Source organism: Thermoanaerobacter sp. RKWS2, assembly GCF_026240795.1.
GTDB lineage: Bacteria > Bacillota > Thermoanaerobacteria > Thermoanaerobacterales > Thermoanaerobacteraceae > Thermoanaerobacter > Thermoanaerobacter ethanolicus.
Map to the genome: position 1 here is coordinate 1,147,986 of NZ_CP110888.1, position 20,707 is coordinate 1,168,692.

Annotated in this window: 16 protein-coding genes and 3 pseudogenes; 13 read left to right on the top strand and 6 right to left on the bottom strand. The window is 32.5% G+C overall.

The features are described 5' to 3' along the window. The first annotated feature begins 308 nt into the window (after window positions 1–308). From OEI98_RS05815 to OEI98_RS05835, 5 genes and pseudogenes are all read left to right on the top strand, one after another. Window positions 309–1,003, top strand: a pseudogene (locus OEI98_RS05815) (response regulator transcription factor). Next, window positions 966–2,351 (top strand): sensor histidine kinase, encoded by a 1,386-nt coding sequence (locus OEI98_RS05820; RefSeq protein WP_004404054.1) that lies wholly within the window; start codon window positions 966–968, stop codon window positions 2,349–2,351. The pseudogene OEI98_RS05815 and the gene OEI98_RS05820 overlap by 38 nt, the downstream one beginning before the upstream one ends. Before the next feature lie 72 nt (window positions 2,352–2,423). Continuing rightward, on the top strand, window positions 2,424–2,672 hold the full coding sequence (locus OEI98_RS05825) for an SHOCT domain-containing protein (RefSeq protein ID WP_003870953.1): 249 nt from the start codon (window positions 2,424–2,426) through the stop codon (window positions 2,670–2,672). Between the two features lie 82 nt (window positions 2,673–2,754). Continuing rightward, window positions 2,755–3,480, top strand: coding sequence for a creatininase family protein (locus OEI98_RS05830; protein ID WP_004401860.1), 726 nt, complete (start codon window positions 2,755–2,757; stop codon window positions 3,478–3,480). A gap of 194 nt (window positions 3,481–3,674) precedes the next feature. Then, window positions 3,675–4,229, top strand: a complete 555-nt coding sequence (locus OEI98_RS05835; protein WP_003870955.1) for a carbonic anhydrase — start codon at window positions 3,675–3,677, stop codon at window positions 4,227–4,229. Here the strand turns inward: OEI98_RS05835 and OEI98_RS05840 are convergent, their stop codons facing one another. Continuing rightward, a complete protein-coding gene (locus OEI98_RS05840; RefSeq protein WP_004401859.1) occupies window positions 4,230–5,582 on the bottom strand; it encodes a PIG-L deacetylase family protein in 1,353 nt (450 codons plus the stop codon). A 153-nt stretch (window positions 5,583–5,735) separates the two neighbouring features. Here OEI98_RS05840 and OEI98_RS05845 point away from each other — a divergent pair, with 153 nt between their 5' ends. The 4 genes from OEI98_RS05845 to OEI98_RS05860 all read left to right on the top strand — a co-directional run bounded on the left by OEI98_RS05845 (window position 5,736) and on the right by OEI98_RS05860 (window position 9,353). Then, a complete protein-coding gene (locus OEI98_RS05845; protein ID WP_004401858.1) occupies window positions 5,736–6,881 on the top strand; it encodes an ROK family transcriptional regulator in 1,146 nt (381 codons plus the stop codon). A 12-nt stretch (window positions 6,882–6,893) separates the two neighbouring features. Further along, window positions 6,894–7,655 carry a glucosamine-6-phosphate deaminase gene (gene nagB, locus OEI98_RS05850; protein WP_004401857.1) on the top strand — a complete coding sequence of 254 codons (762 nt, stop codon included), beginning with the start codon at window positions 6,894–6,896 and terminating at the stop codon, window positions 7,653–7,655. Between the two features lie 109 nt (window positions 7,656–7,764). Next, the gene (locus OEI98_RS05855) at window positions 7,765–9,099 is read left to right on the top strand and encodes a phenylacetate--CoA ligase family protein (protein WP_266040190.1); all 1,335 of its coding nucleotides are present in this window, start codon (window positions 7,765–7,767) and stop codon (window positions 9,097–9,099) included. Window positions 9,100–9,212: 113 nt separating this feature from the next. Next, window positions 9,213–9,353 carry a hypothetical protein gene (locus OEI98_RS05860; RefSeq protein WP_019907615.1) on the top strand — a complete coding sequence of 47 codons (141 nt, stop codon included), beginning with the start codon at window positions 9,213–9,215 and terminating at the stop codon, window positions 9,351–9,353. 59 nt (window positions 9,354–9,412) lie between these two features. On the opposite strand, the gene OEI98_RS05865 is transcribed toward OEI98_RS05860, so the two are convergent. The 3 genes and pseudogenes from OEI98_RS05865 to OEI98_RS05875 form a co-directional block, all read right to left on the bottom strand. Further along, window positions 9,413–11,614 carry an ABC transporter permease gene (locus OEI98_RS05865; RefSeq protein ID WP_266040195.1) on the bottom strand — a complete coding sequence of 734 codons (2,202 nt, stop codon included), beginning with the start codon at window positions 11,612–11,614 and terminating at the stop codon, window positions 9,413–9,415. Window positions 11,615–11,642: 28 nt separating this feature from the next. Continuing rightward, a complete protein-coding gene (locus OEI98_RS05870) occupies window positions 11,643–12,341 on the bottom strand; it encodes an ABC transporter ATP-binding protein (protein WP_003870086.1) in 699 nt (232 codons plus the stop codon). Between the two features lie 88 nt (window positions 12,342–12,429). After that, window positions 12,430–13,067: pseudogene (locus OEI98_RS05875) on the bottom strand (TetR/AcrR family transcriptional regulator). A 201-nt stretch (window positions 13,068–13,268) separates the two neighbouring features. On the opposite strand from OEI98_RS05875, the gene OEI98_RS05880 reads away from it, so the two are divergent. From OEI98_RS05880 to trxA, 3 genes are read left to right on the top strand one after another with little or no spacing between them, the layout of a single operon-like run. Then, complete coding sequence (locus OEI98_RS05880; RefSeq protein ID WP_004401854.1) at window positions 13,269–13,925, top strand: cytochrome c biogenesis CcdA family protein; 657 nt, start codon at window positions 13,269–13,271, stop codon at window positions 13,923–13,925. 12 nt (window positions 13,926–13,937) lie between these two features. Next, window positions 13,938–14,558, top strand: a complete 621-nt coding sequence (locus OEI98_RS05885) for a peroxiredoxin family protein (protein ID WP_003870089.1) — start codon at window positions 13,938–13,940, stop codon at window positions 14,556–14,558. 41 nt (window positions 14,559–14,599) lie between these two features. Then, window positions 14,600–14,923 carry a thioredoxin gene (gene trxA, locus OEI98_RS05890; RefSeq protein ID WP_003870090.1) on the top strand — a complete coding sequence of 108 codons (324 nt, stop codon included), beginning with the start codon at window positions 14,600–14,602 and terminating at the stop codon, window positions 14,921–14,923. Between the two features lie 55 nt (window positions 14,924–14,978). Here trxA and OEI98_RS05895 read toward each other — a convergent pair whose 3' ends face one another. Beyond that, entirely contained in the window at window positions 14,979–16,466 is a 1,488-nt protein-coding gene (locus OEI98_RS05895) for an aminotransferase class I/II-fold pyridoxal phosphate-dependent enzyme (protein ID WP_004401852.1), read from the bottom strand. 380 nt (window positions 16,467–16,846) lie between these two features. After that, window positions 16,847–17,890, bottom strand: coding sequence for an IS30 family transposase (locus OEI98_RS05900; protein ID WP_266040200.1), 1,044 nt, complete (start codon window positions 17,888–17,890; stop codon window positions 16,847–16,849). A 308-nt stretch (window positions 17,891–18,198) separates the two neighbouring features. Between OEI98_RS05900 and OEI98_RS15040 the strand changes: the two are divergent. Further along, a pseudogene (locus OEI98_RS15040) lies at window positions 18,199–20,663 on the top strand (ASKHA domain-containing protein). The last annotated feature ends 44 nt before the right edge of the window (window positions 20,664–20,707 follow it).

The following is a 20,707-nucleotide window of genomic DNA, read 5'->3' on the forward strand; positions in this document are numbered from 1 at the left end:
TATATATTGTATATCATACATATTCTGGTTTTTGATCGTGATTATTTTTATTAATTTTGCACATCCCTATTTATCGAAAAATTGTTAACTTGCTTTCACCTTTATTTTAAAACTTACTTTTGAAGAAAATATGAAGAGAAAAAAGATATAAACTGTTGGTAAATACAGCTTAATTAGAATGATTTCTAAAAATAGATGGTTAGATTTTCATAAGCCGTGATGTATAATATATGAAGAAAGAAATTTATCAAGCTATTTTCATACATTATTCATAATTTTACAATAAAATGATAAAGGGTGGTTGAAAAATGGGTAAAAAGATATTTGTTGTTGATGACGAAATAAAAATACTGGAAGTTGTAAAGTCATATCTTGAGCATGAGGGATTTAGCGTTATTACCGAAACCAATGGCAATAACGTTTTAAATACATTAAAAAAGAAAAACCGGATCTTGTTATACTTGATCTTATGTTGCCAGGTATTTCAGGAGAGGAACTGTGCAAGAGAATACGGCAGTTTTCCAATGTTCCGATATTGATGCTTACAGCAAAAGTTCAAGAAAGTGATAAAATTAATGGATTTTCCATAGGTGCTGATGACTATCTTACAAAACCATTCAGCCCACGTGAATTGGTTATGAGAGTAAAGGCAATATTAAGGAGGACAAGTGATGATGTACCTCTTGCTGAAGTAATGTCTTTTAATAATGATGACCTTGTGGTCGATTTTAAAGCACACACGGTGAAGAAAAAAGGAGTAGTTGTAAATCTCACTCCAAACGAATTTAAAATTTTAAAGTTTTTAATTCGCAATCCTAACAGAGTCTTTACAAGAGAAGAATTAATTGAAAAAGTTATGGGATTTGACTATGAAGGCTATGACAGGACGATTGATGCACATATTAAAAATTTAAGACAAAAAATTGAAGACGATACGAAAAATCCAGTGTATATTAAAACGGTGTATGGTGTTGGATATAAATTTGGTGATGGAAATGTTTAGAAATAATTTAAGAACAAGGACGGCTATTGTATTTATTTCAATAGCTCTTATATCGATTGTTATTGTAAGTATTACAACAAACATCTTAATAATAAATAGCTTTGGAAATTATGTTACAAAGTCAACAGATAAAGAATTTAGCAATATAGCTAACACTCTTGCTGCAGTGTATAAATCTGAGGGAGGTTGGAAAAGTACAACAGGGCGTGAAATTGGTCATGCAGCTATGATGGAAGGGTATGGATTAAGACTTAGAGATAAAGATGGTAAGATTATATGGGATTTTTCTTCAATGTCATATATGATGAATATGATGGGAAAATGGAATAAGAAAAATATTTCTGAAAAAACTCTTCCCATCATTGTGGATGAAAAAACAGTGGGATATGTGGATATAATTTATTATGGGCCGATGATGATGAGTGACTTGGATTTTAAGTTTTTATATGACATTAGCAGATATAATGTTATAGCAACGGTGATAGCTATTTTTATAGCATTGATTATAAGTATTTATGTGTCAAATTATATTACAAGACCGTTAGTTAATATTACGGAAGTTGCTAAAAAGCTTGAAAAAGGTGATTTTACTGCAAAGGTATATGATATACCTAAAGAAGAAGAGCTATTTAAGCTCACAGCGGCAATAAACCACCTTGGAGAATCTTTAAAAAATCAAGAAATACTAAGAAAACAAATGACCTCTGACATTGCACATGAGCTTAGAACACCATTGACAACATTGCAGAGTCATATTGAAGCAATGCTTGATGGGGTTTGGGAGCCGACGCATGAAAGACTGAAAAGTTTAAATGAAGAAGTCTTAAGACTTATAAACATTGTAAAAGACCTTGAAACATTGAATAAATTTGAATCTGACATGTTAAAGCTTAATAAAATCAAATTTGACGTAAGCGAATTAGTAAAGAACATTTTAACAAATTTTGAAGCATCTTTTGCTGAAAAAGAACAAGAAGTTGTAAAGAACATAGAAGATAACATTATGTTGTTTGGTGATAAGGACAGGATAGCACAGGTCTTCGTTAACCTAATATCAAATTCAAATAAATATACTCCTGTAGGTGGCAAAATAAAAATAGACTTTTATAAAGATGGCGATTATGCAGTATTTATTGTAGAAGATAATGGAATGGGTATATCAAAAGATGATATTCCTTTTATTTTTGAAAGGTTTTACAGAGGAGAAAAATCAAGAAATCGTGAAACAGGTGGAAGTGGAATAGGGCTTTCGATTGCAAAAGCCATAGTACTAGCCCATGGAGGCAAAATAAACGTTGAAAGCGAGATAAATAAAGGGAGTAAGTTTACTGTTAAAATTCCCCTATAAAAACTGGTTCATAAGTTTTTCATAATGGCGGTGTATAATTATTTTTGAAAGGAAGAAAGGAGGGAAAATATTATGATGAGAATGATGTATGGCTGGGGTTGGGGATATGGCATAGGTGGATTTATTTGGAGCATTGTCTGGATGGCAATAGAGATAGGTTTAATAGTTGCTGCAATATACTTTATTATATCATTATTTCGAGGCACAAAAAATAGAAACAAAGAGAGGGATGCGATAGAAATTTTAAAAGAAAGATATGCAAGAGGGGAAATAAGCGAAGAGGAATATCTTGAAAGAAAAAAACGACTTGAAGAAAAATAATTGTAGCATGTAGGTATATTTAAATTTGATTTGAATTATGATATCCTTAATTTGTAATAATCAAAATAGGGAGAGAAGTTACATGTATTTAATAAACTATGCTTCTGATGACTTTCAAAAAAACTTGCAAAAATCAGATATAGTTATAATTCCTGTAGGCTCTGTTGAGGCTCATGGACATCACCTTCCTTTGGGAACTGATATTTTTTCGCCTAGACTTTTTTGTGAAATGATTGAAAGAAAAATTGGCGATTATGTGTGGATTGCACCTGAAATACCTTATGGGCAAAGTTACGACTTATCTGTCTACCCTGGCACAATTCATGTGCCTTCAGAAGTATTAGCGGAGTACGTGTATGCAGTGGGTAAAAGCTTATATGAAAATGGACTTAAAAAACTTATTTTTTTAAACGGACATGGGGGAAACATAAATGCTCTCAATCTTGCCAGTGAAAAGCTAGTCCAGCTTGGAATGGTAGTTTTAACAATAAATTGGTGGCTGGACTTTACAAAGGAAATACTTACTATTACACAAGGTCAAGGCCATGCAGGAGAAGATGAAACATCTGCCATTTTATATTACGATGAAAGACTTGTTCAAATGGATAAAGCGACAAAAAATTTAAAAAAGCCTCTTTATAGGGTTTACTTTAAAGACAGAGGAAAAGTACTTTATGAAAATGCCATGTCTGGAGACGCTACTCTTGCAACAAAAGAAAAAGGTGAAAAAATTTTCGAATTATTGACAGATAAAATTATAAAGATAATCCTTGATATTCGTGAAGAAAGGTATTTTGTAGAGGAATAAGGGGAAAAGACATGATTGTATCTTTTACAACAAGCCTTAAAAGCTTTTAAATGAAGCTTTTAGGGCATTTTTATTTTATAAAATTTTCTAAACTTTTAATTTCATTTTTTCGTTGTGTATTTACTTTTTTTGTGATATAATGTAAACAAGTATTATAACCTGATATAAATGTTAGGTTATATGAGGTGGAAATTATGATTAGGGAAGATATATTTGGGAATTCTCCTCAAATTGCTCATACAGCTTACATAGATAACACAGCGATTTTAATTGGCAATATTGTAGTAGGAGAAAATGTCTACATAGGACCTAATGTTGTCATTAGAGCAGATGAAGTTGATGAAAATTACAAAGTGGGTAAAATTGTTATTAATGATGGTGCAAGTATTTATGATGGAGTCAATATAAATACAATAGGGGCTTCAAAAATTGAAATAGGGAAAAATGCTATTATTTCCAATGGAGCAATAATAAAGGGAGAATGCTATATTGGGAATTGCTGTAATATCAATATAAAAACTATAATATTTAACTCTTACATTGGTGATAATTGTTACATTGGAATAAACGCTATATTGGAGAATGTAAAAATAAATGACAATATGATGGTGGAGTCTGGAAATATTTTAAATGAAGGCAATGTAGCTTTATTGGTGAAACCAATTTCAAAAGAAAAAATTGATGTAATTTACAAAATGAGTTCTGCAAATAAAATTTTAGTAAATGGCTACAAGTTAATAGGATATTGATTATTTTTCTTTTTTCAAAAGTCTCCACGCTGTTTTGTCAATAAGATATTTATTAGAAGTAGTGGTAGCAGATAAATATATTGCATCAAAGTCTATATTTATAGGAATAGTGATATGAACTATTCTATTTTTTATATTGACATCTCCTTTTCTATTGACTAATTTTCCATTTGTAACTTTTACATTTATTCTTGTAATTTCTTTATGACCTTTAAATAGTATACCATATAAGTTGTATTCATAAAGTGGCTTTGCAGGTTGTCTACACTTTATAGCTACGTGTAAATTATTGTTTTGCATGTATGCATATACTCCTGTTATATCAACACTTCCATTTTCATAATCTCTAAAATTATCATATTCTGGATCTATTATCACTTTATAATCATCAAATTTACGGTTTTTATTGTATTTTTTCAATATACCGTCTTCATAAAACCCATACAGCTCTGTTTTTCTGTCAAAGGCCAATAAAAAGTCTTTCATCACTTTTATCTGAGTTTTATACATCATTATTGCTTCTCCCTTTTTGTCAATATCGGTTTTTGCAAGAGGGTATAGATGCCACTCTGTTCCTGTCTTCAAAAGATTTTGAGGAGGATTTAGATTTAATTGAGGGTGTTTTCCAAAAGGCAGTGGCCAGTCTGTGCGATGAACTATGTAAAGAAATTGAGGGAGATTTTCTTTTTTAAGAAGATATAAGGTATATTTTACAAAACTATTTGTTGCCCAATGGTCGGGATGTAGCTCATTTGGATGAGGATATACAATAAGCGTAGGGTCATATTCTTTTATAATTTTTGTTAAATCTTTTATTATGTTTTCTCCTTTGTATTCTACTTTCAGAGTGTATGAATTATCATAGGGGCTTATTGCTGTCTTAGTACCAAAGCTTTTATAAGGTACATTCCAATATTTCCACCAAAGAGGAGCTAAACCTTTATCAGGATATCCTAAAAAAATAATGTTTTTCCCTTTTACTCCTAAGTATTTTAAAGCAGAAAGAGTCTCTTTCTGTCTATCGTATCCAAGACGCAAAAAATCATGAGGGGTTGGAAAAGGAATGTCATAATTTTCAATAACTGCCCTTTTAAAGGAATCTCCATTAGTTATTATTACGACTTTTACCTCACCACCATATCTCATAGTGTCTTGAATAAGGCCAGCTGAAGCCAATGTTTCATCGTCAGGGTGAGGTGCAAAGACTAATACTCTTTGATAAATTTGAGGAGTTGGATAAAGTTTTTTAACAGGAGTTTTGCTTTCATAATTATAAGTTTTTAATTCTAATCCAGCAAAGGCTACAAAAAGTATTAAAGTAATTATTGCAATGTATTTCATTTTTTTATTCATTATAAGACACCTTCCTTGTATATTTGTAGTCTCAAAATTTATTATTTACATTTTTCAAATTATTATGGTATAATAATTACAAGAAAATGTTCGGATATCGAACTAATTTTTTTAGATAATTAGTTCAGATAATGAACTAATGGAGGCGAGATATTGAAAGACTATACTAAAGGCACTTCAGGGTTAATTAAAAATATCAATAAAGCAAATGTTTTAGATGTTATTAAAAAGATGCAACCCATATCGAGAATAGAGGTTTCTAAAGTTTTAAAAATGAGCAAATCTACTATTTCTGCCATTGTAGATGAGTTGATTGAAGAAGGTTTGGTAATAGAAAATGGTTACGGAGAAAAAGGTACAGTAGGGAGAAAGCCTATACAGCTTTCTTTTAATCCTGATGCTAGATTTGTTATAGGGATAAGTGTTGAATCTACAAATTCGATAGGAATTCTGACTAATTTAGAGGGGAAAATTTTAAAAAAGATAAAATGGGAAACTGGCATTAAAGAACAGGCTTTTAATGGAATTGTGAAAGGGATAAAAGAACTTACTGAGGAAGATAAAAATATAATAGGAATTGGTATTGGTCTTCCAGGAATCACAGATATACAAAAAGGAATTGTTGATGCACCAGGATTGAAATGGAGTAATTTTGATTTAAAGAAAAGGTTGAGTGAAATTTTTGATTATAATATCTACCTAGACAATAGTGTAAATTATGCCGCATTAGGAGAGAGATGGATTGGTTGTTGCCGTGAAATAGAGAATTTTGTGCTTATAAACATAGGAAATGGTATAGGCTCGGGAATATATGTAAATGGTACTTTATTACGAGGCAATAGTTACGCTGCAGGGGAAGTAGGGTACATGGCCATAGGAGAGGATGCTTTTGAAAGAGTTTATTCTTACGAGGATTATGGTTATTTTGAAAGAAAGGCTTCTTTGTCTTCTTTAGTTGAATCAGTTTCTAAAAGTTTGTCTTATGCAAAAACTATGGAGGGTGTAGTAAAAGAATATAAAAAACAAAATCCTGCTTGTGTACAAGCTGTATCTCAATTTATTAAAAATTTAAGCATGGGTATTGCCAATATTGTAAGTATTTTAAACCCAGAAGCAATAATAATTGGAGGAGACATCCTAAACTATGAAATTGATATACGCCAGGAGTTAAAGGAGAAAGTGAAAAGGATTGTGCCTTTTGATTTTGACATTAAAGTAGCTCAACTTGGTGAAGATGCTTCTGCTATTGGGGCGGTAGCCGATGTGCTTTTAAATACAAATAATTTAATTTTACTATAAGGAGGCCATAAGATGAAAGTAATTATAACTGTAAATTATGACGAAATGAGTAAAAAGGCAGCAGAAATTGTGAAAAAGCAAATCAAAGAAAAACATAATACGGTTTTAGGGCTTGCTACAGGTTCTACGCCTCTGGGGATGTATAAACATTTAATTGAGATATATAAAAGAGGGGAAATAGATTTTTCTAATGTCATTACTTTTAATTTAGACGAATACATTGGTTTATCTCCAGACCATCCTCAAAGCTATCATTATTTTATGTTCCACAATTTTTTCAATCATATTAACATTAAAAAAGAAAATGTTCATATTCCAAATGGCATAGCCGAGGATTTAGAAGAAGAGTGTAGAAAATATGAAGAAGAAATTGAAAAAGCAGGTGGGATTGACTTGCAAATATTAGGTATTGGTGTCAATGGACATATAGGATTTAATGAGCCGGAGGAGAGCATAGAGACTAAAACTCATGTAGTTACTTTGACAGAAGATACAATAAATGCTAATAAGAGATTTTTTAAAAGCGCAGAGGAAGTACCAAGAAAGGCGATTACTATGGGACTTGGAAGTATCATGAAAGCAAAGAAAATTGTCCTTTTGGCTTCTGGAAAAAATAAAGCAGAGGCAATAAAAGAAACTATAAAAGGACAATTGACTACTAAAGTGCCTGCTACTGTTTTAGCTTTACATCCCGATGTAATTATAATAATTGATAAGGAGGCTGCTTCACTTATACCCGATGAAGATTTAAAAGAAATAGAAGTAATTGTTTAATAGGCGAAAGCCTATTTTTTTATTTAGCAAGATTTTGCAATTGAGATATAATATAATTGTCAGGGAAAAATAGGTTACAAAAGGTGCTACTTTAAAGGAGAGATAAGCTATGATAAAGGTGATGATGGAAGGATTTAAATTATATAACCATAATAAATGGCCTCGTGAAAAAATAATGGAATATAGCAGTAAGCGTATGAGAGAAATGATAAAACACGCCTATACTTCCAGCAATTTTTATAAAACTCTCTATAAAAGAGCAGGAATAGAATATAAAGATTTGGACGCTGTTCCTATTGAAGAATTGCCTATGATAGATAAAGAAATGATTAGAAATAATTTTTTTGATATAGTTACTGATTCTATCTCTTCCAAAGAGATAGAAATGGCAATGAAAAATAGTGAATTAATGGTGAGGATAGGAAAATATATCCTTGTTCATACTTCCGGCAGCACAGGCAAGCCTTGTAATTTTCTGTATGATATAGATGCTTTGGATATGATAGAAGCCAATATGGTTCGGATAAGCATAGGCGGGAAAAAGGAAATTGGATGGAGTGATTTCCCTATAAAGGTATTGTACGTAGCTTCTGTAGGCAGCGGTTATGCTTCTACTGTACTTGCTATGAATGGAATTAAAAAATATCGAGCTAAAAGTATGGTATTAAATGCTGCAGACCCTATTGATACTTGGAAAGATAAAATTAAAAATTTCAATCCTAATTATTTGGCTGGTTATCCTTCCTGCATAAAAATATTGGCTGATATGCAGCAAAGAGGCGAAATAAATATAAAGCCTAAGAAAATAATTACAGGAGGAGAACCTTTAAGTAAAGAAGTCTCCAGTTATTTAAGCTCTGTTTTTGATGCTGACGTAATAGATTATTATGGTTGTACAGAATCAATATTTTTAGGTATGGGAACTAGCTGGTATGAAGGTATGTATCTCATGGATGATATGAATTATGTGGAAGTTGATGAGTTTGGCAGGTTAATCATAACTCCATTGTATAACAAAATTTTTCCTCTTATCCGTTATCGACTGAATGATGTGGTAGAAGGATTTGATAGAGAATATAAAGGTCCTTTACCTTATACTCATATTAAAAGAGTGATAGGAAGAGAAGAAGAGATAATGTGGTTTAAAAATGAAAATGGTGATAAGGACTTTCTTCATCCTCTTTTTATTGATGACCTTGATGTTGAAGGAATAAAAGAATACCAGTTTGTTCAGACAAGTGATGAAAGCCTTATATTGAACTGTGTCAAACTACCTAATGCCGGTGAAGATGTTGAAGAAGAAATCAAGAGACAACTTGACCAGTTTTTGAGTAAAAAGAAGCTTAGAAATGTAAAATACGAGGTACATTTTACAGACACGCTTCAGATTGATAAGATAACTGGAAAGGTAAAAATGGTCATAAATGCTATAAAACAAGAATGAAAGTATTGCGCGATTGGTATAGTTTTAAGAAAATGATACTCATTTTTGTACGAAAGTGCAAAAAACTATAATGCTTTACTGAAAATTTATACTTTTGTACAGTTGACAAATTTGTGAAAGAATTAAACGATAAATATAAAGAAATTACCAGTAAGATTTTGATTATAAAAATGAAAAATTATTATTTAAGTAAAAGTAAAGAAGAGTTAGGCAGCAAAGCTTTTAATCCTTTGCTGCCTTTTTTAAAATTTTAGCTCTATAATAAAAATGGAGGGGTGGTGGCTATTTTAAAAAGGAAAGCAGCTTTTGTTTTTTAGTCTACTTGTTCTCTTAAAATCTCAACCGGCATGACCTTTGCCATCTTTCTTCTGACCAGAAATCTTGAGACTACAAAGACAAAAAACAACACAGCAAATGTTGAGAAGATGCTTTTTGTACTTACATCAAGCATCATGGCAAAGTCTATGTCTTTTGTTGCCGCATTCATCAGACTATCCATTGTTATCTTTGAGAGAGGAACGCCTATTATAAATCCTGCTAAAAATGAAAAGTTGTTAAAGCCAAGCATCATTTTAAAGATACTGCCTTCTCTATATCCCAGCATTTTTAATATCCCTATGTTTTTCTTGTTCTCATTGACAGTGAGGGTAGACAAAACATACACGATCAAGAGGGCAAGGATTGCTGCAACAAGTGCCATAACTTCAATTGTCTTTGAAAGGTCACCAGCCGAAGCTTTTATTGTATTTACAAGCTCAGATTTTGAGTAGCTTTCAAAAATCAAGTTATTGCTAAGGCTTAGTTTTTCTTTTGAAAATATGCCAATATACTCTTCCCTGCTGTAACCAAATATCTTGTTGAAACTCTCAAGGTCCATATATCCACTGTTGCCTACTGGAAGATCAGCTATCTTGTAAACTTTTAAGGTGTACTTTTTATCTGTGAACTTGCTCTTTATGTGAATTTTATCTCCCTCTTTAAGACCAAGCTTGTTTGCCAAAGGTCTTGATATAACAAGCTTATTCGAAATTGGTATTTCATTGCTTTTATTATCATAGAGCTTTATCATCTGTGAATCTTTTTTAATACCGTATATCATAATACTCAATTTTCTTCCTTCAATATCAAAAGACATCACATTGTATGGCTCTGCTTGGTTTGTCAGCTTTATTTCAGGATGTGTGGAAACTGAGTTTAAGAGGTAAAGATATTCATATTTGAAGTTTTTTTCATACGTCCTTTCAATGGCAACAACAATTGAATCCTTTGCTGTCATGCCGTACATCATAAGTATTGTGGAAAAGATTATACCAACTGCTAAAACAAGCTCTCTTGGAAAATGTCTGTAGCCGTACTTTAACATAATCTTTGTCTGAAATTCAAACCTGTCGAAAAACTTTATGCCAGGAAGTTTGCCAAACTTTATCTCGTCAACACCATGAAGCATCTGAACAATCGTGAGCTTGAAAAAGTTTTTGAGCGCAAGGTACCCTGAGATGAATATAAATACTGCTGGCAGCGCCAGTGCAACAAATATGTGCTGCCATGGCAAAACATTTTTCAGCTTTGGCAGGGTAAAATATGACCTGTAAAATTCTGAAAGCGGATACGCTTCAAAATACCCAAGCAGAATACCCAAAATTGAACCTGTCAACCAAATATAAAGTGGAAATCTCATGAAAACTCTAAACACATCTTTCTGGGTATAACCCATGGAATAGAGTGTGCCAATTTCTGCGTGCATGGTGTTTATTATCCTTCGCATGACGATAAAGAGTATAAACGATGATACAAGAATTATAAATAGACTGAGAGGCAATGTCATCCTCTTTGCATTTTCAAGCTTCATCTCTGTGTAAATTATTCTTGGATTTTCACTTTTCTCAACGAATTTTAAAAGATGCCAGTTAGAATTTATAAAACTCTTGAAATCTTCGATATTGTTGAGTCTTCCTTTATAGCTGTAGTAGTGAACAGGAAGAGCAGGAAACAGCTTTTTCATGTCATTTTCTGTCATCAGCACAACGCCAAAGTGTTTTGGGTCTGGAAGAATGTCCTGGTCGTTTTTTATAATGTAAATGTAATCAGGAAGATAGCCAATTCCACTTACTGTGAACTTTTTATTCAAAATTGTTATACTATCGTTTGTGTGATACTGGTGAGCTTTGAAAAAACTTGGGTCAAGCAAAACTTCACCGTCTTGTGGCTTTTTTCCAGCTTCTATATAGGGCTTGTTTATTCTATCTGAAATTGAAAATATTCTAAGTGTGATTCCATTCTCTTGAACCTCATAAAAAAGCCTCTCCTCAAGCTCAACACCAAATTTTTCTTTCAAGAGTTTTTCATCAATATTCTGAGAGGTAATAAAATACCCATCCTCTTGCACATAGTCTTTTATGAACATCTTATAGTTGACGTCTATGTCTTCCATTGACACAGCAAAAAGGGTATATGTCATTGAAGCAATTGCAACAAGCATTATGATAGAAAAGAACTGTAAAAATTCTCTTTGCATAACCCTCAAAGGGATTTTTTGATTAACATTACCAGCTTACCTCCTGAGCTGAAATCTTTTGAGGATTCTCTGAAAATTCAACAAGCCTTCCGGACCTGAGCCTCAAGGTCGCATCTGCCATTTTAGAGATGGCAAGGTTGTGTGTTATTATCAAAATGGTTGTGCCAAACCTCTTGTTTACATCCTCCAAAAGCTTTAGAACAAGCTTGCTGCTTTCATAGTCAAGCGCACCTGTTGGCTCATCGCACAGAATCATTGCAGGATTTTTGACAACTGCCCTTGCAATTGCAACCCTCTGCTGCTGACCGCCAGATAGTTCAAAAGGAAATTTATTCTTTTCTGAATACACATCCATCATCTCAAGCACCATGTCAACGTCTAAAGGATTTTTGCTTAAAGCCGCGCTGGATAACACATTTTCGTACACAGTAAGACCGTTTATCAGGTTGTAAAATTGAAAAACAAACCCAACATAGTCGCGTCTGTAGTCAGAAAGCTTTTTCTGGTCCATTGCAGTTATCTCTTTTCCATCAACAAAGATTCTGCCCTCTTCTGCCCTGTCAAGCCCACCAAGAATGTTAAAAAGAGTAGTTTTGCCAGAACCAGATGGACCAATCACAGTGTAGATTTTACCTCTTTCAAGCTCAAAGCTCACCTCATTTAGCGCTCTGATTTCATTTTTGCCAATCCTGTAGATTTTGGAAAGCTTTTCTGCTTTGACAAACACAGTATATCCTCTCCTTCAGCCTGCATTCTTTAATGATATATTATATTATGACTCATTAGTCATATGACTGTCAAGTCATATTAAAAATTTATTTTTTTGCAATCCCTTCTTTCAAAAGCTTTATAAACTGTGAAATAGCATCTTTAAAATAGTCAATGTCAAGCTCAAAAGTGGTTGTGTTGTTTTCATTCAAAGCCTTTTCGATGATAAACTTTTTCATGTAAAAACTTGCACCTTCCAAAAATATTCCGATTAAAAGTGGGTCTATGTCGTCTCTTATAAAGCCCTGCTTCTGGTTGTATTTGATTATCTCAACCAAAAAATCTCTTGACTGCTTTAGGAATTTTTCATTTATCTCATCCTTAAAAGGTGAGTCATGAGAAAAAAATGCCATCTCAAGCAACATATACTCATACCTCAAATCTTTCATTGCATTCCATACACTCTCAAGGGAGTTTTCGTAGTAGTCCAATATGTTCACGTGAACCATGTCCATCTTAGTAAGAAGCTGCAAAAATCTTTCATACGCAACTTCAATTGTGTAAAAATACATATCTTTTTTGTTCTCAAAATACTGATACATGCTTCCCTTTGCAACTCTGCATTCTTTGGCAACGTCCGATATATCCACAAGATGATAGGGTTTTGTTGCAAAATGTTTTATAAGTGCATCTGTGATAAGATCTTTTTTTCCTGTGCAAGATTCAAAAAGGTAGCCTTTGGCATCAACATCACCTCAAGATTATTATGACTCATTAGTCACAAAATGTCAAAAATAAAATCCTCAATGGTAAAATAGCCATCAAGGGTTTTTGATTTTTCTTAAAGTGAATTCTCTTTTCTTTCTTGTTTGAACATAGTTGTACTGTATCAGAAAATGTGGTAATATAGTATTAGTCACACCCTATAGGGGAGGGAGGTGTAGACGTGCCAATTTACACAGCATTTTTAGCAGGAATTGTTTCTTTTTTATCACCCTGTGTTTTGCCTTTAATTCCCGCTTATGTGTCATATATTTTCGGAAATAAAAAGAATAATTTAATAAATTTGTTTCTCTTTGTTTTGGGATTTAGCATAGTGTTTGTTTTAATGGGGGCGACTGCAAGCCAACTAGGAAAGCTTTTTTTAGCCTATAAAGACATTTTTAGGAAAGTAAGTGGGATAATAATTGTGCTTTTTGGACTTCAAATGACTGGGATTTTTAGACCACTATTTTTAAATAAAGAAGTCAAATTAATAAATATGGAAAAGGTACAGACCGGTTATATAGGGTCATTAGTATTGGGTATAACTTTTGCAGCAGGATGGACACCTTGTGTAGGTCCAATTCTCGCTTCGATATTGTTGTATGCTGGGTCGGTCAGTACTTTAAGTGTAGGCGTGATATTGCTTTTTGCATATTCTATGGGGCTTGGCATACCTTTTATAGTTACAGCCTTATTGATTGACAAGTTTAAAAGTATGTATAAAAGGATTAACAAAATATTGCCTTATATTGAGGTAATAAGTGGGGTTATTCTCATAATATTTGGAGTTCTTTTATATTTTAACATGCTAATCAAGATAAGTGGATATTTTTATTAAGAGGTGGTTAGTGTGAAAAATAAAAGTCTAATTTTTACTATAATTGCTGTGATAGTTATAGGGGCACTTATTTTCGTCTTAAATAATTACACAAAAAGTGCTCAACCTTCCCCTTCTCAAGTGGCAGAAAATAATACTCCTAGCAATAATGAAGATCAAAATACAAGTTCAAATGCAAATGCAAATAAAACTGAGCAAAGTGAGCCTAAGATAGGGAATCAAGTAGGAGATGTAGCACCAGATTTTACGCTAAAAGATTTAGATGGCAATACTGTGACCTTGTCGAGCTTAAGAGGAAAAAAAGTTATACTAAACTTTTGGGCAACAACTTGTCCTTATTGCAAAATTGAAATGCCAGCTTTAAATCAGTTTATAAAAGGCCATAAAGATGATACGGTTTTACTTGCGATAGACTTGGGTGAAAGCCCATCAAAAGTAAAGCAGTATTTAGAAGGGAAAGGATATGAATTTACTGTGCTACTGGATACTGACTTAAGTACTATTTACGATTATCAGGTTCAATTTATACCTATGTCTTATTTTATAGATAAAAACGGGGTCATAAGGGCAATTAGCAATGGGGCTATGACATATGACGAAATTGAAGAGTATTATAAATCAATTTCTCAATAAATGAAAATGTACAAAAGCAAGTAGAAGGAGGATATACACAAATGAAACCAGTAAATGTCACAGATGAGACTTTTGCAGAGGAAGTATACAATTCTGATAAACCTGTTTTAGTAGATTTTTGGGCTAAATGGTGTAGACCCTGTTTAATGATGGCACCAGTGTTAGAGGAGTTTGCGGAAGAATACGCTGATAAGATAAAAGTGGCAAAACTGGATGTAGATGAAAATCCTGTAATTGCTTCTAAATATAGAATTATGAGCATACCTACAATGGGGGTTTTTGTAAATGGAAAAATGGTAGACAAAGTTATAGGTTTTATGCCTAAAGAGCATTTAGTTGAAAAGCTGTCAAAATATTTAAAATAGGTAATAATAAAAAAGAGTATCTCATTAAAAATTTAAGGAGATACTCTTTTTTAATTTATGCTATCACATTTAAAACTTGCCGGTCATTTACTACTTTTATATAATTTACTTCCGGGTCTTCGGTGCCTTGTATGCTTAAGTTAGCTTCTTTCATTTTATCTACATATTCTATAATTTCTAATGTTATTCTTTCCCCCGGGCAAAGCACTGGAATACCTGGAGGATAAGCCATCAAAAACTCGGCACTTATTTGCCCTACACTTTCTCTTAGAGGTAGTGCAACAGTGGAGGAGCCAAAAGCATATCTTGGTGATACTACTTGTTCTGGTATTTCTGGTATATCTATAGGTTTCGCTATTTCAATATTTTCATTGTATAATTCATCGCTTATTTCTCTTAAAGCCCTTAAGAGATAATCGACTTTTTCCTTTGTATCACCAATAGAGAATACACATAAAACATTATACATATCTGATAGTTCAGGTTGTATATAATATCTTTCTGCCAATATTCTCTCTAACTGATGGCCGCTTATTCCAAGGCCTTTAGCTGTTATTGTAACTTTTGTGGGGTCAAAGTCATAGGCACCATCTCGGCCAACAATTTCTTCACCAAAACAGTAGAGTCCTTTTATATTGTTTATCTCTTTTCGAGCGTACTCTGCTAATTCTATTGTTTTATCTAATAATTCTCTTCCTTCTGTAGCCATTTGCATTCTTGCAACATCTAAGGAAGCCAACAATATATATGAAGGACTTGTTGTCTGGAGTAAACTCATTACTTGTTTTACTCTATTAATATCAATTCTATCGCCTTTAACGTGAAGCATCGAGCTCTGCGTCATTGAGCCAATAATCTTATGGGTGCTCTGTGCACAGATATCGGCTCCTGCTTCCATCGCTGAAATAGGCAATTTTTCGTTAAATTTAAGGTGTGGTCCGTGAGCTTCATCCACCATGAGTATAGCGCCATAATCATGAACAATTTCAGCAATTTTTACTATATCCGTAGAAACTCCGTAATAAGTCGGGTTTATTATTAAAACAGCTTTTGCATCGGGATGTTCTCTTAACGCTCTTTCTACTGTTTCTGGGGTGACATTTAATGCAACACCGATATTTTTATCAATTTCTGGTTGCATATAAACAGGTATAGCACCACTTAATATAATTCCTGACGTTACAGATTTATGAATATTTCGAGGAACGATAATTTTTTCTTCTTCTCCCATTACACTTAAAATCATTGCTTGAATTGCACCAGATGTTCCGTGTATAGAGAAAAAGGTAGCGTCGGCACCAAAAGCTTCTGCTGCTAATTCTTGGGCATACTTAATTGGTCCAGTAGGTTTGTGCAAGCTGTCTACTTGCTGAAACACTGTTACATCCATTGACAATACATTTTTGCCCACAAAGTCTAAGAACTTTTTTGCCATTCCCACACCTTTTTTATGGCCTGGCACGTGAAAAGGGATAGTATTGTTATTTACATATTCCATTAAGGCATCAAATAAAGGAGTTTGGGTTTGATCTAACTTTTTCAACGCATCTAACACCTTCTTTCATAAGTTTTGGCTCAGAATAAAAGCCTAAAACCTTGATATAAGTAATTCAAAGGTATAGGCTTTGCAGAGCATCGCTGCTCCTTAAAAATAATTTCAATTCATTATAAGACATATTGTTGTAAATTTCAATAATAAGTTTGCTTTAATTTAAAAAATTTTTTAGAATATAAATTGCAATATTAAATGCAACACCTAATGAAAATCATGTAGATATAGGATTTGGAACAAATCATATATAACCTTAAGCCCATCTTAGTTAACAAATTGAGCGAAGGTCGTGATTTGTCAAGGGTTAAAGTCAGGCGAAGCCTGCCCCTTGACAAATCACGAACGAGCTCTAAACTTTATAATGGATGGGCTTAACAGATTTTTGCCAGCTCTTCATAAAAGTATTCCTTAGGCGTTTTGTAATTTAACAATTTTCGTGGAAGGTTATTAAGCCAGTTTTCTACTCTCTTTATCGTATCTATAGATAAATCTTTAATACTTTTACCTTTAGGGATGAAACGTCGTATAAGACCGTTATGTCGTTCATTTGTAGCTCTTTCCCAAGATGAATATGGATGTGTATAATATACTTCTACGCCATATTCTAAAAGAGCACTTTCTAAATCACTAAACTCTGTACCATTATCAGATGTTATTGTTTTAAAGACCTTGCTTAAATTGTCACCAAACATATCTTTTAATTTTGATAATGCATCTTTAACAGATTTATTGTCTTTTGCATCTAATAAGAATATTATTTCATGGCGAGTCTTACGCTCTATTAATGTTAAAAGGACCTTGTCATTAGATTTCTTGCCAATTAACGTATCTATTTCCCAATGCCCAAAAACTTCACGGCTTTCAACTTCTTTAGGCCTAAAATCAATACTTTTACCCATAATACGTTTATTTTTACGATTTTGTTTCTTTCTTGGTTTTAAACGTAGTTTTAAAGGTAAATCAATGTTTTTAACTTTTAATAATCCTCTATCTATATAGTTGTACAGTGTTTTAGTACAAACAATAGTTTTATTATTCCAGCTTGGGTCTTTTTTACAATAGCCTACAACTGCATCTGGTGACCATTTTTCATTTAATATTTTATTTTCAGCATATTTCAAAAAATCTTCTGCTTTAGCTACTTTAAATTTAGCTCCGCAATTTGAGCGATTTTTTTCGTAGATAGCTTGACCGGTTTCAGGAAAATAGCTTGTATAAGAAGATAAATCACTTCTAAGTTGTGTAGTAGTTCCACGTTTAATTTCACGGCTTATAGTGCTTGGAGATCGATTAAGTTTTTTAGCAATATACCGAATACTTCTTCCTTCTTTGAGTAATGCATAGATTTCTCCTCGTTCATAGCTACTTAAGTGTTTAAAAGAACGATTTTTTGTGGTATCATTATTATGAACCATAGTGAAAATCCTCCTTGTATGATGTTTAGTTGACACCTATATCATACACGATTTTCACTATGGTTTCTATTCTTTTATCTGTTGCATTTAATTATACAACTAACCAAAATTTTTTAGAGAAATTTTAAACTGCTAATCTATTTTTAATTACACTATACTATATAGTATGAGAAAAACCCTGAAATGTCAAATGCATTTTGTGATAAGTAGAGGTTTTCTATATAAATTTTTATTTGCGATTTTTACTATAGAAATTTATAATAATAAACAAAATGGTATGACAATATGGGATTTAATGAGGTGTGGAAATGTTTAGTAAAGATGTTGTGCAAAAAGTAAAAGACTTGTCATTAGAAAAATTAAAAAACATGAATTTTGATGTGGATCAATATTTAATTGAGGAAGCAACTGGCGAAGTACAGAGTTTAATAGATTACAAAATGATTCACCAAGTATGTGATAATTTTCATATTGATGAGAGAGAAAATAAAATAATCTTTAAAACTGGAGATTATTTGTTTGGGGATTATATAGTAAAAAATTTAAAAGAAGCGGAATATATAATTTTAGCAATCATTACACTGGGAGATAGAATAGATAAAAGGGTAAATGATTATTTCTCGGAAAGTAATTACACAAAAGGAATGATTTTAGATGTTATTGCAGGCGTGTTCCTTGAAATATTGACGAATAATTTTTGGGAAGAGGTAAGAGAAAGCGCACAAAAGTATGGCAAAGAAGTTACAGATATTTTTTACCCAGGAAATAAGTGGGACATAAAAAATCAGGCTGTGATTTGTAAACTTGTGGACAGTTCAAAAATCGGTGTAAATATTAATCAGAGTTTTATCATAACACCCCAAAAAACAGTGTCTTTTGTATGTGGAGTAGGGGAAAATGTCAAAAGACCTGTAAAAGAATCAGTCTGTGACGATTGTGAAGCCAAAGATTGTATTTATAGAAATGTTCCTGGTGAATCTAAATATAAAGTGACTGTACGTTTTAGTAGTAATACAAAAGTTATTGAAGCAAGTGAAGGAGAAAATTTGTTTCACATTCTTGTAAGAAATGGAATAAGACTTAACAATTTTTGTGGTGGTAGTCGGATTTGTGGTCAATGTAAAGTTATATTAAATGAGGAACTTGATATCTCTGATGATGAAAAATACTTTTTGACAGATAAAGAAATAAAAAACAATGTTCGGCTTGCGTGTTTTGTTGAGATAGATAGGGATTTAGAGGTCAAAGTACTTTCTGAAGAGCAAAAAGCAAAAATATTGACGAAAGAAAATAATTTGTTAAGTATTGAGTCACACCTCGCATAAAAACTTCTACAGTAGATATTAAAAGACCAACTTTAAACGACCAAGGAGACTATGTTAAAAGAATTAAAGAGGCTGTTGGTGGAGAAATGGAAATTCCTTTAGGGCTTTTAAGTAATCTTCCTGAAGTTTTAGAAGAAAATGATTATAAGGTAAATATTACTATTAGAAAAAATGAAATAATTTCTATTAAAAAAGCTGCTTCAAAACAATACAACTATGGTATAGCATTAGATATAGGAACTACTACTATTGCTGCTTATTTGTATGACTTAGATGAAGGTAAAGAAGTAGATGTGTATTCATGTTTAAATCCACAGAGAACTTTTGGAGCTGATGTTATAACGAGAATAACTTATAGTATTTCTAATTCTCAAGGATTATATCAGTTGCATTCAGCCCTAATAAATAAAATAAATGAGATTGTAGAAGAGTTTTGTGTAAAAAATTCTATAGACAAAAGCAATATACATGAAATTGTTGCAGTAGGTAATCCTACAATGATACATTTTCTTTTAAATGTATCTTCCAAGAATATAGCAATATCTCCGTATGTGCCGACTTTTACGTCAAAGATAGAAGTAAAAGCAAAAGAAATTGGCATAAACATAAACAAGGAAGGATACGTAATAACATTACCGCTTATATCTTCTTATGTAGGAGCAGATACTGTGGCAGCGGTTTTGGCAAACAAAATTGACCAATCTGACGAACCATGTTTGCTTGTAGACATAGGAACCAACGGCGAAATGGTATTGGGGAATAAAGATAACCTTATTGCTTCTTCGGCAGCAGCAGGCCCTGCTTTTGAAGGAGCAGGAATAACTTTTGGACTAAATGGCGCAGAAGGAGCTATAGACCATGTAGATTTTAGTAAAAGACCTTTTTATACTACAATAGGAAATAAAAAAGCTAAAGGAATATGTGGTTCCGGTATTGTAGATATTATTTCTGAACTTTTGAAGTACGGTATTGTTGATAGTACTGGCAGATTTTTGTCTAAAGAAGAAGTTAAAAATGTACCTGTTGATATTGCAGAAAGGATAACTCTTTACAGAGATGAACCGGCATTTTTAATAGAAAATGGAATATATGTGACACAAAAAGATATAAGGCAAATACAACTAGCAAAAAGTGCCATACTTGCTGGCATTAACATCATGATAAAAGAAAGGGGCATTGATGTAAATGAAATAAAAAAAGTTTTTTTGGTAGGAGGATTTGGAAATTATATTCTTCCTGCGAGTGCAATAGCAATTGGGCTTTTACCAAAGGAACTTCAAGGCAAAATCCTTCAAGTAGGCAATAGTGCTGGAGTTGGTGCGATAATGGCATTGCTTTCTGATAAAGAATTGGAAAGAGCTATACATCTACAAAGTAAAATAAGCTATATAGAACTATCAACTCATGAAGATTTTCAAAATGAATTTGTAAAAGGAATGTATTTTTAATAAAAGTGGAAATTAGAATAAAAAATTGGAAATTATAACAAAGG

Excerpts from the sequence above, each read along its gene's own strand:
- OEI98_RS05820 (WP_004404054.1), top strand. The coding sequence starts at position 966 with ATGGTGTTGGATATAAATTTGGTGATGGAAATGTTTAGAAATAATTTA.
- OEI98_RS05825 (WP_003870953.1), top strand. The coding sequence starts at position 2,424 with ATGATGAGAATGATGTATGGCTGGGGTTGGGGATATGGCATAGGTGGA.
- OEI98_RS05830 (WP_004401860.1), top strand. The coding sequence starts at position 2,755 with ATGTATTTAATAAACTATGCTTCTGATGACTTTCAAAAAAACTTGCAA.
- OEI98_RS05835 (WP_003870955.1), top strand. The coding sequence starts at position 3,675 with ATGATTAGGGAAGATATATTTGGGAATTCTCCTCAAATTGCTCATACA.
- OEI98_RS05840 (WP_004401859.1), bottom strand. The coding sequence starts at position 5,582 with ATGAATAAAAAAATGAAATACATTGCAATAATTACTTTAATACTTTTT.
- nagB (WP_004401857.1), top strand. The coding sequence starts at position 6,894 with ATGAAAGTAATTATAACTGTAAATTATGACGAAATGAGTAAAAAGGCA.
- OEI98_RS05855 (WP_266040190.1), top strand. The coding sequence starts at position 7,765 with ATGATAAAGGTGATGATGGAAGGATTTAAATTATATAACCATAATAAA.
- OEI98_RS05865 (WP_266040195.1), bottom strand. The coding sequence starts at position 11,614 with ATGCAAAGAGAATTTTTACAGTTCTTTTCTATCATAATGCTTGTTGCA.
- trxA (WP_003870090.1), top strand. The coding sequence starts at position 14,600 with ATGAAACCAGTAAATGTCACAGATGAGACTTTTGCAGAGGAAGTATAC.
- OEI98_RS05900 (WP_266040200.1), bottom strand. The coding sequence starts at position 17,890 with ATGGTTCATAATAATGATACCACAAAAAATCGTTCTTTTAAACACTTA.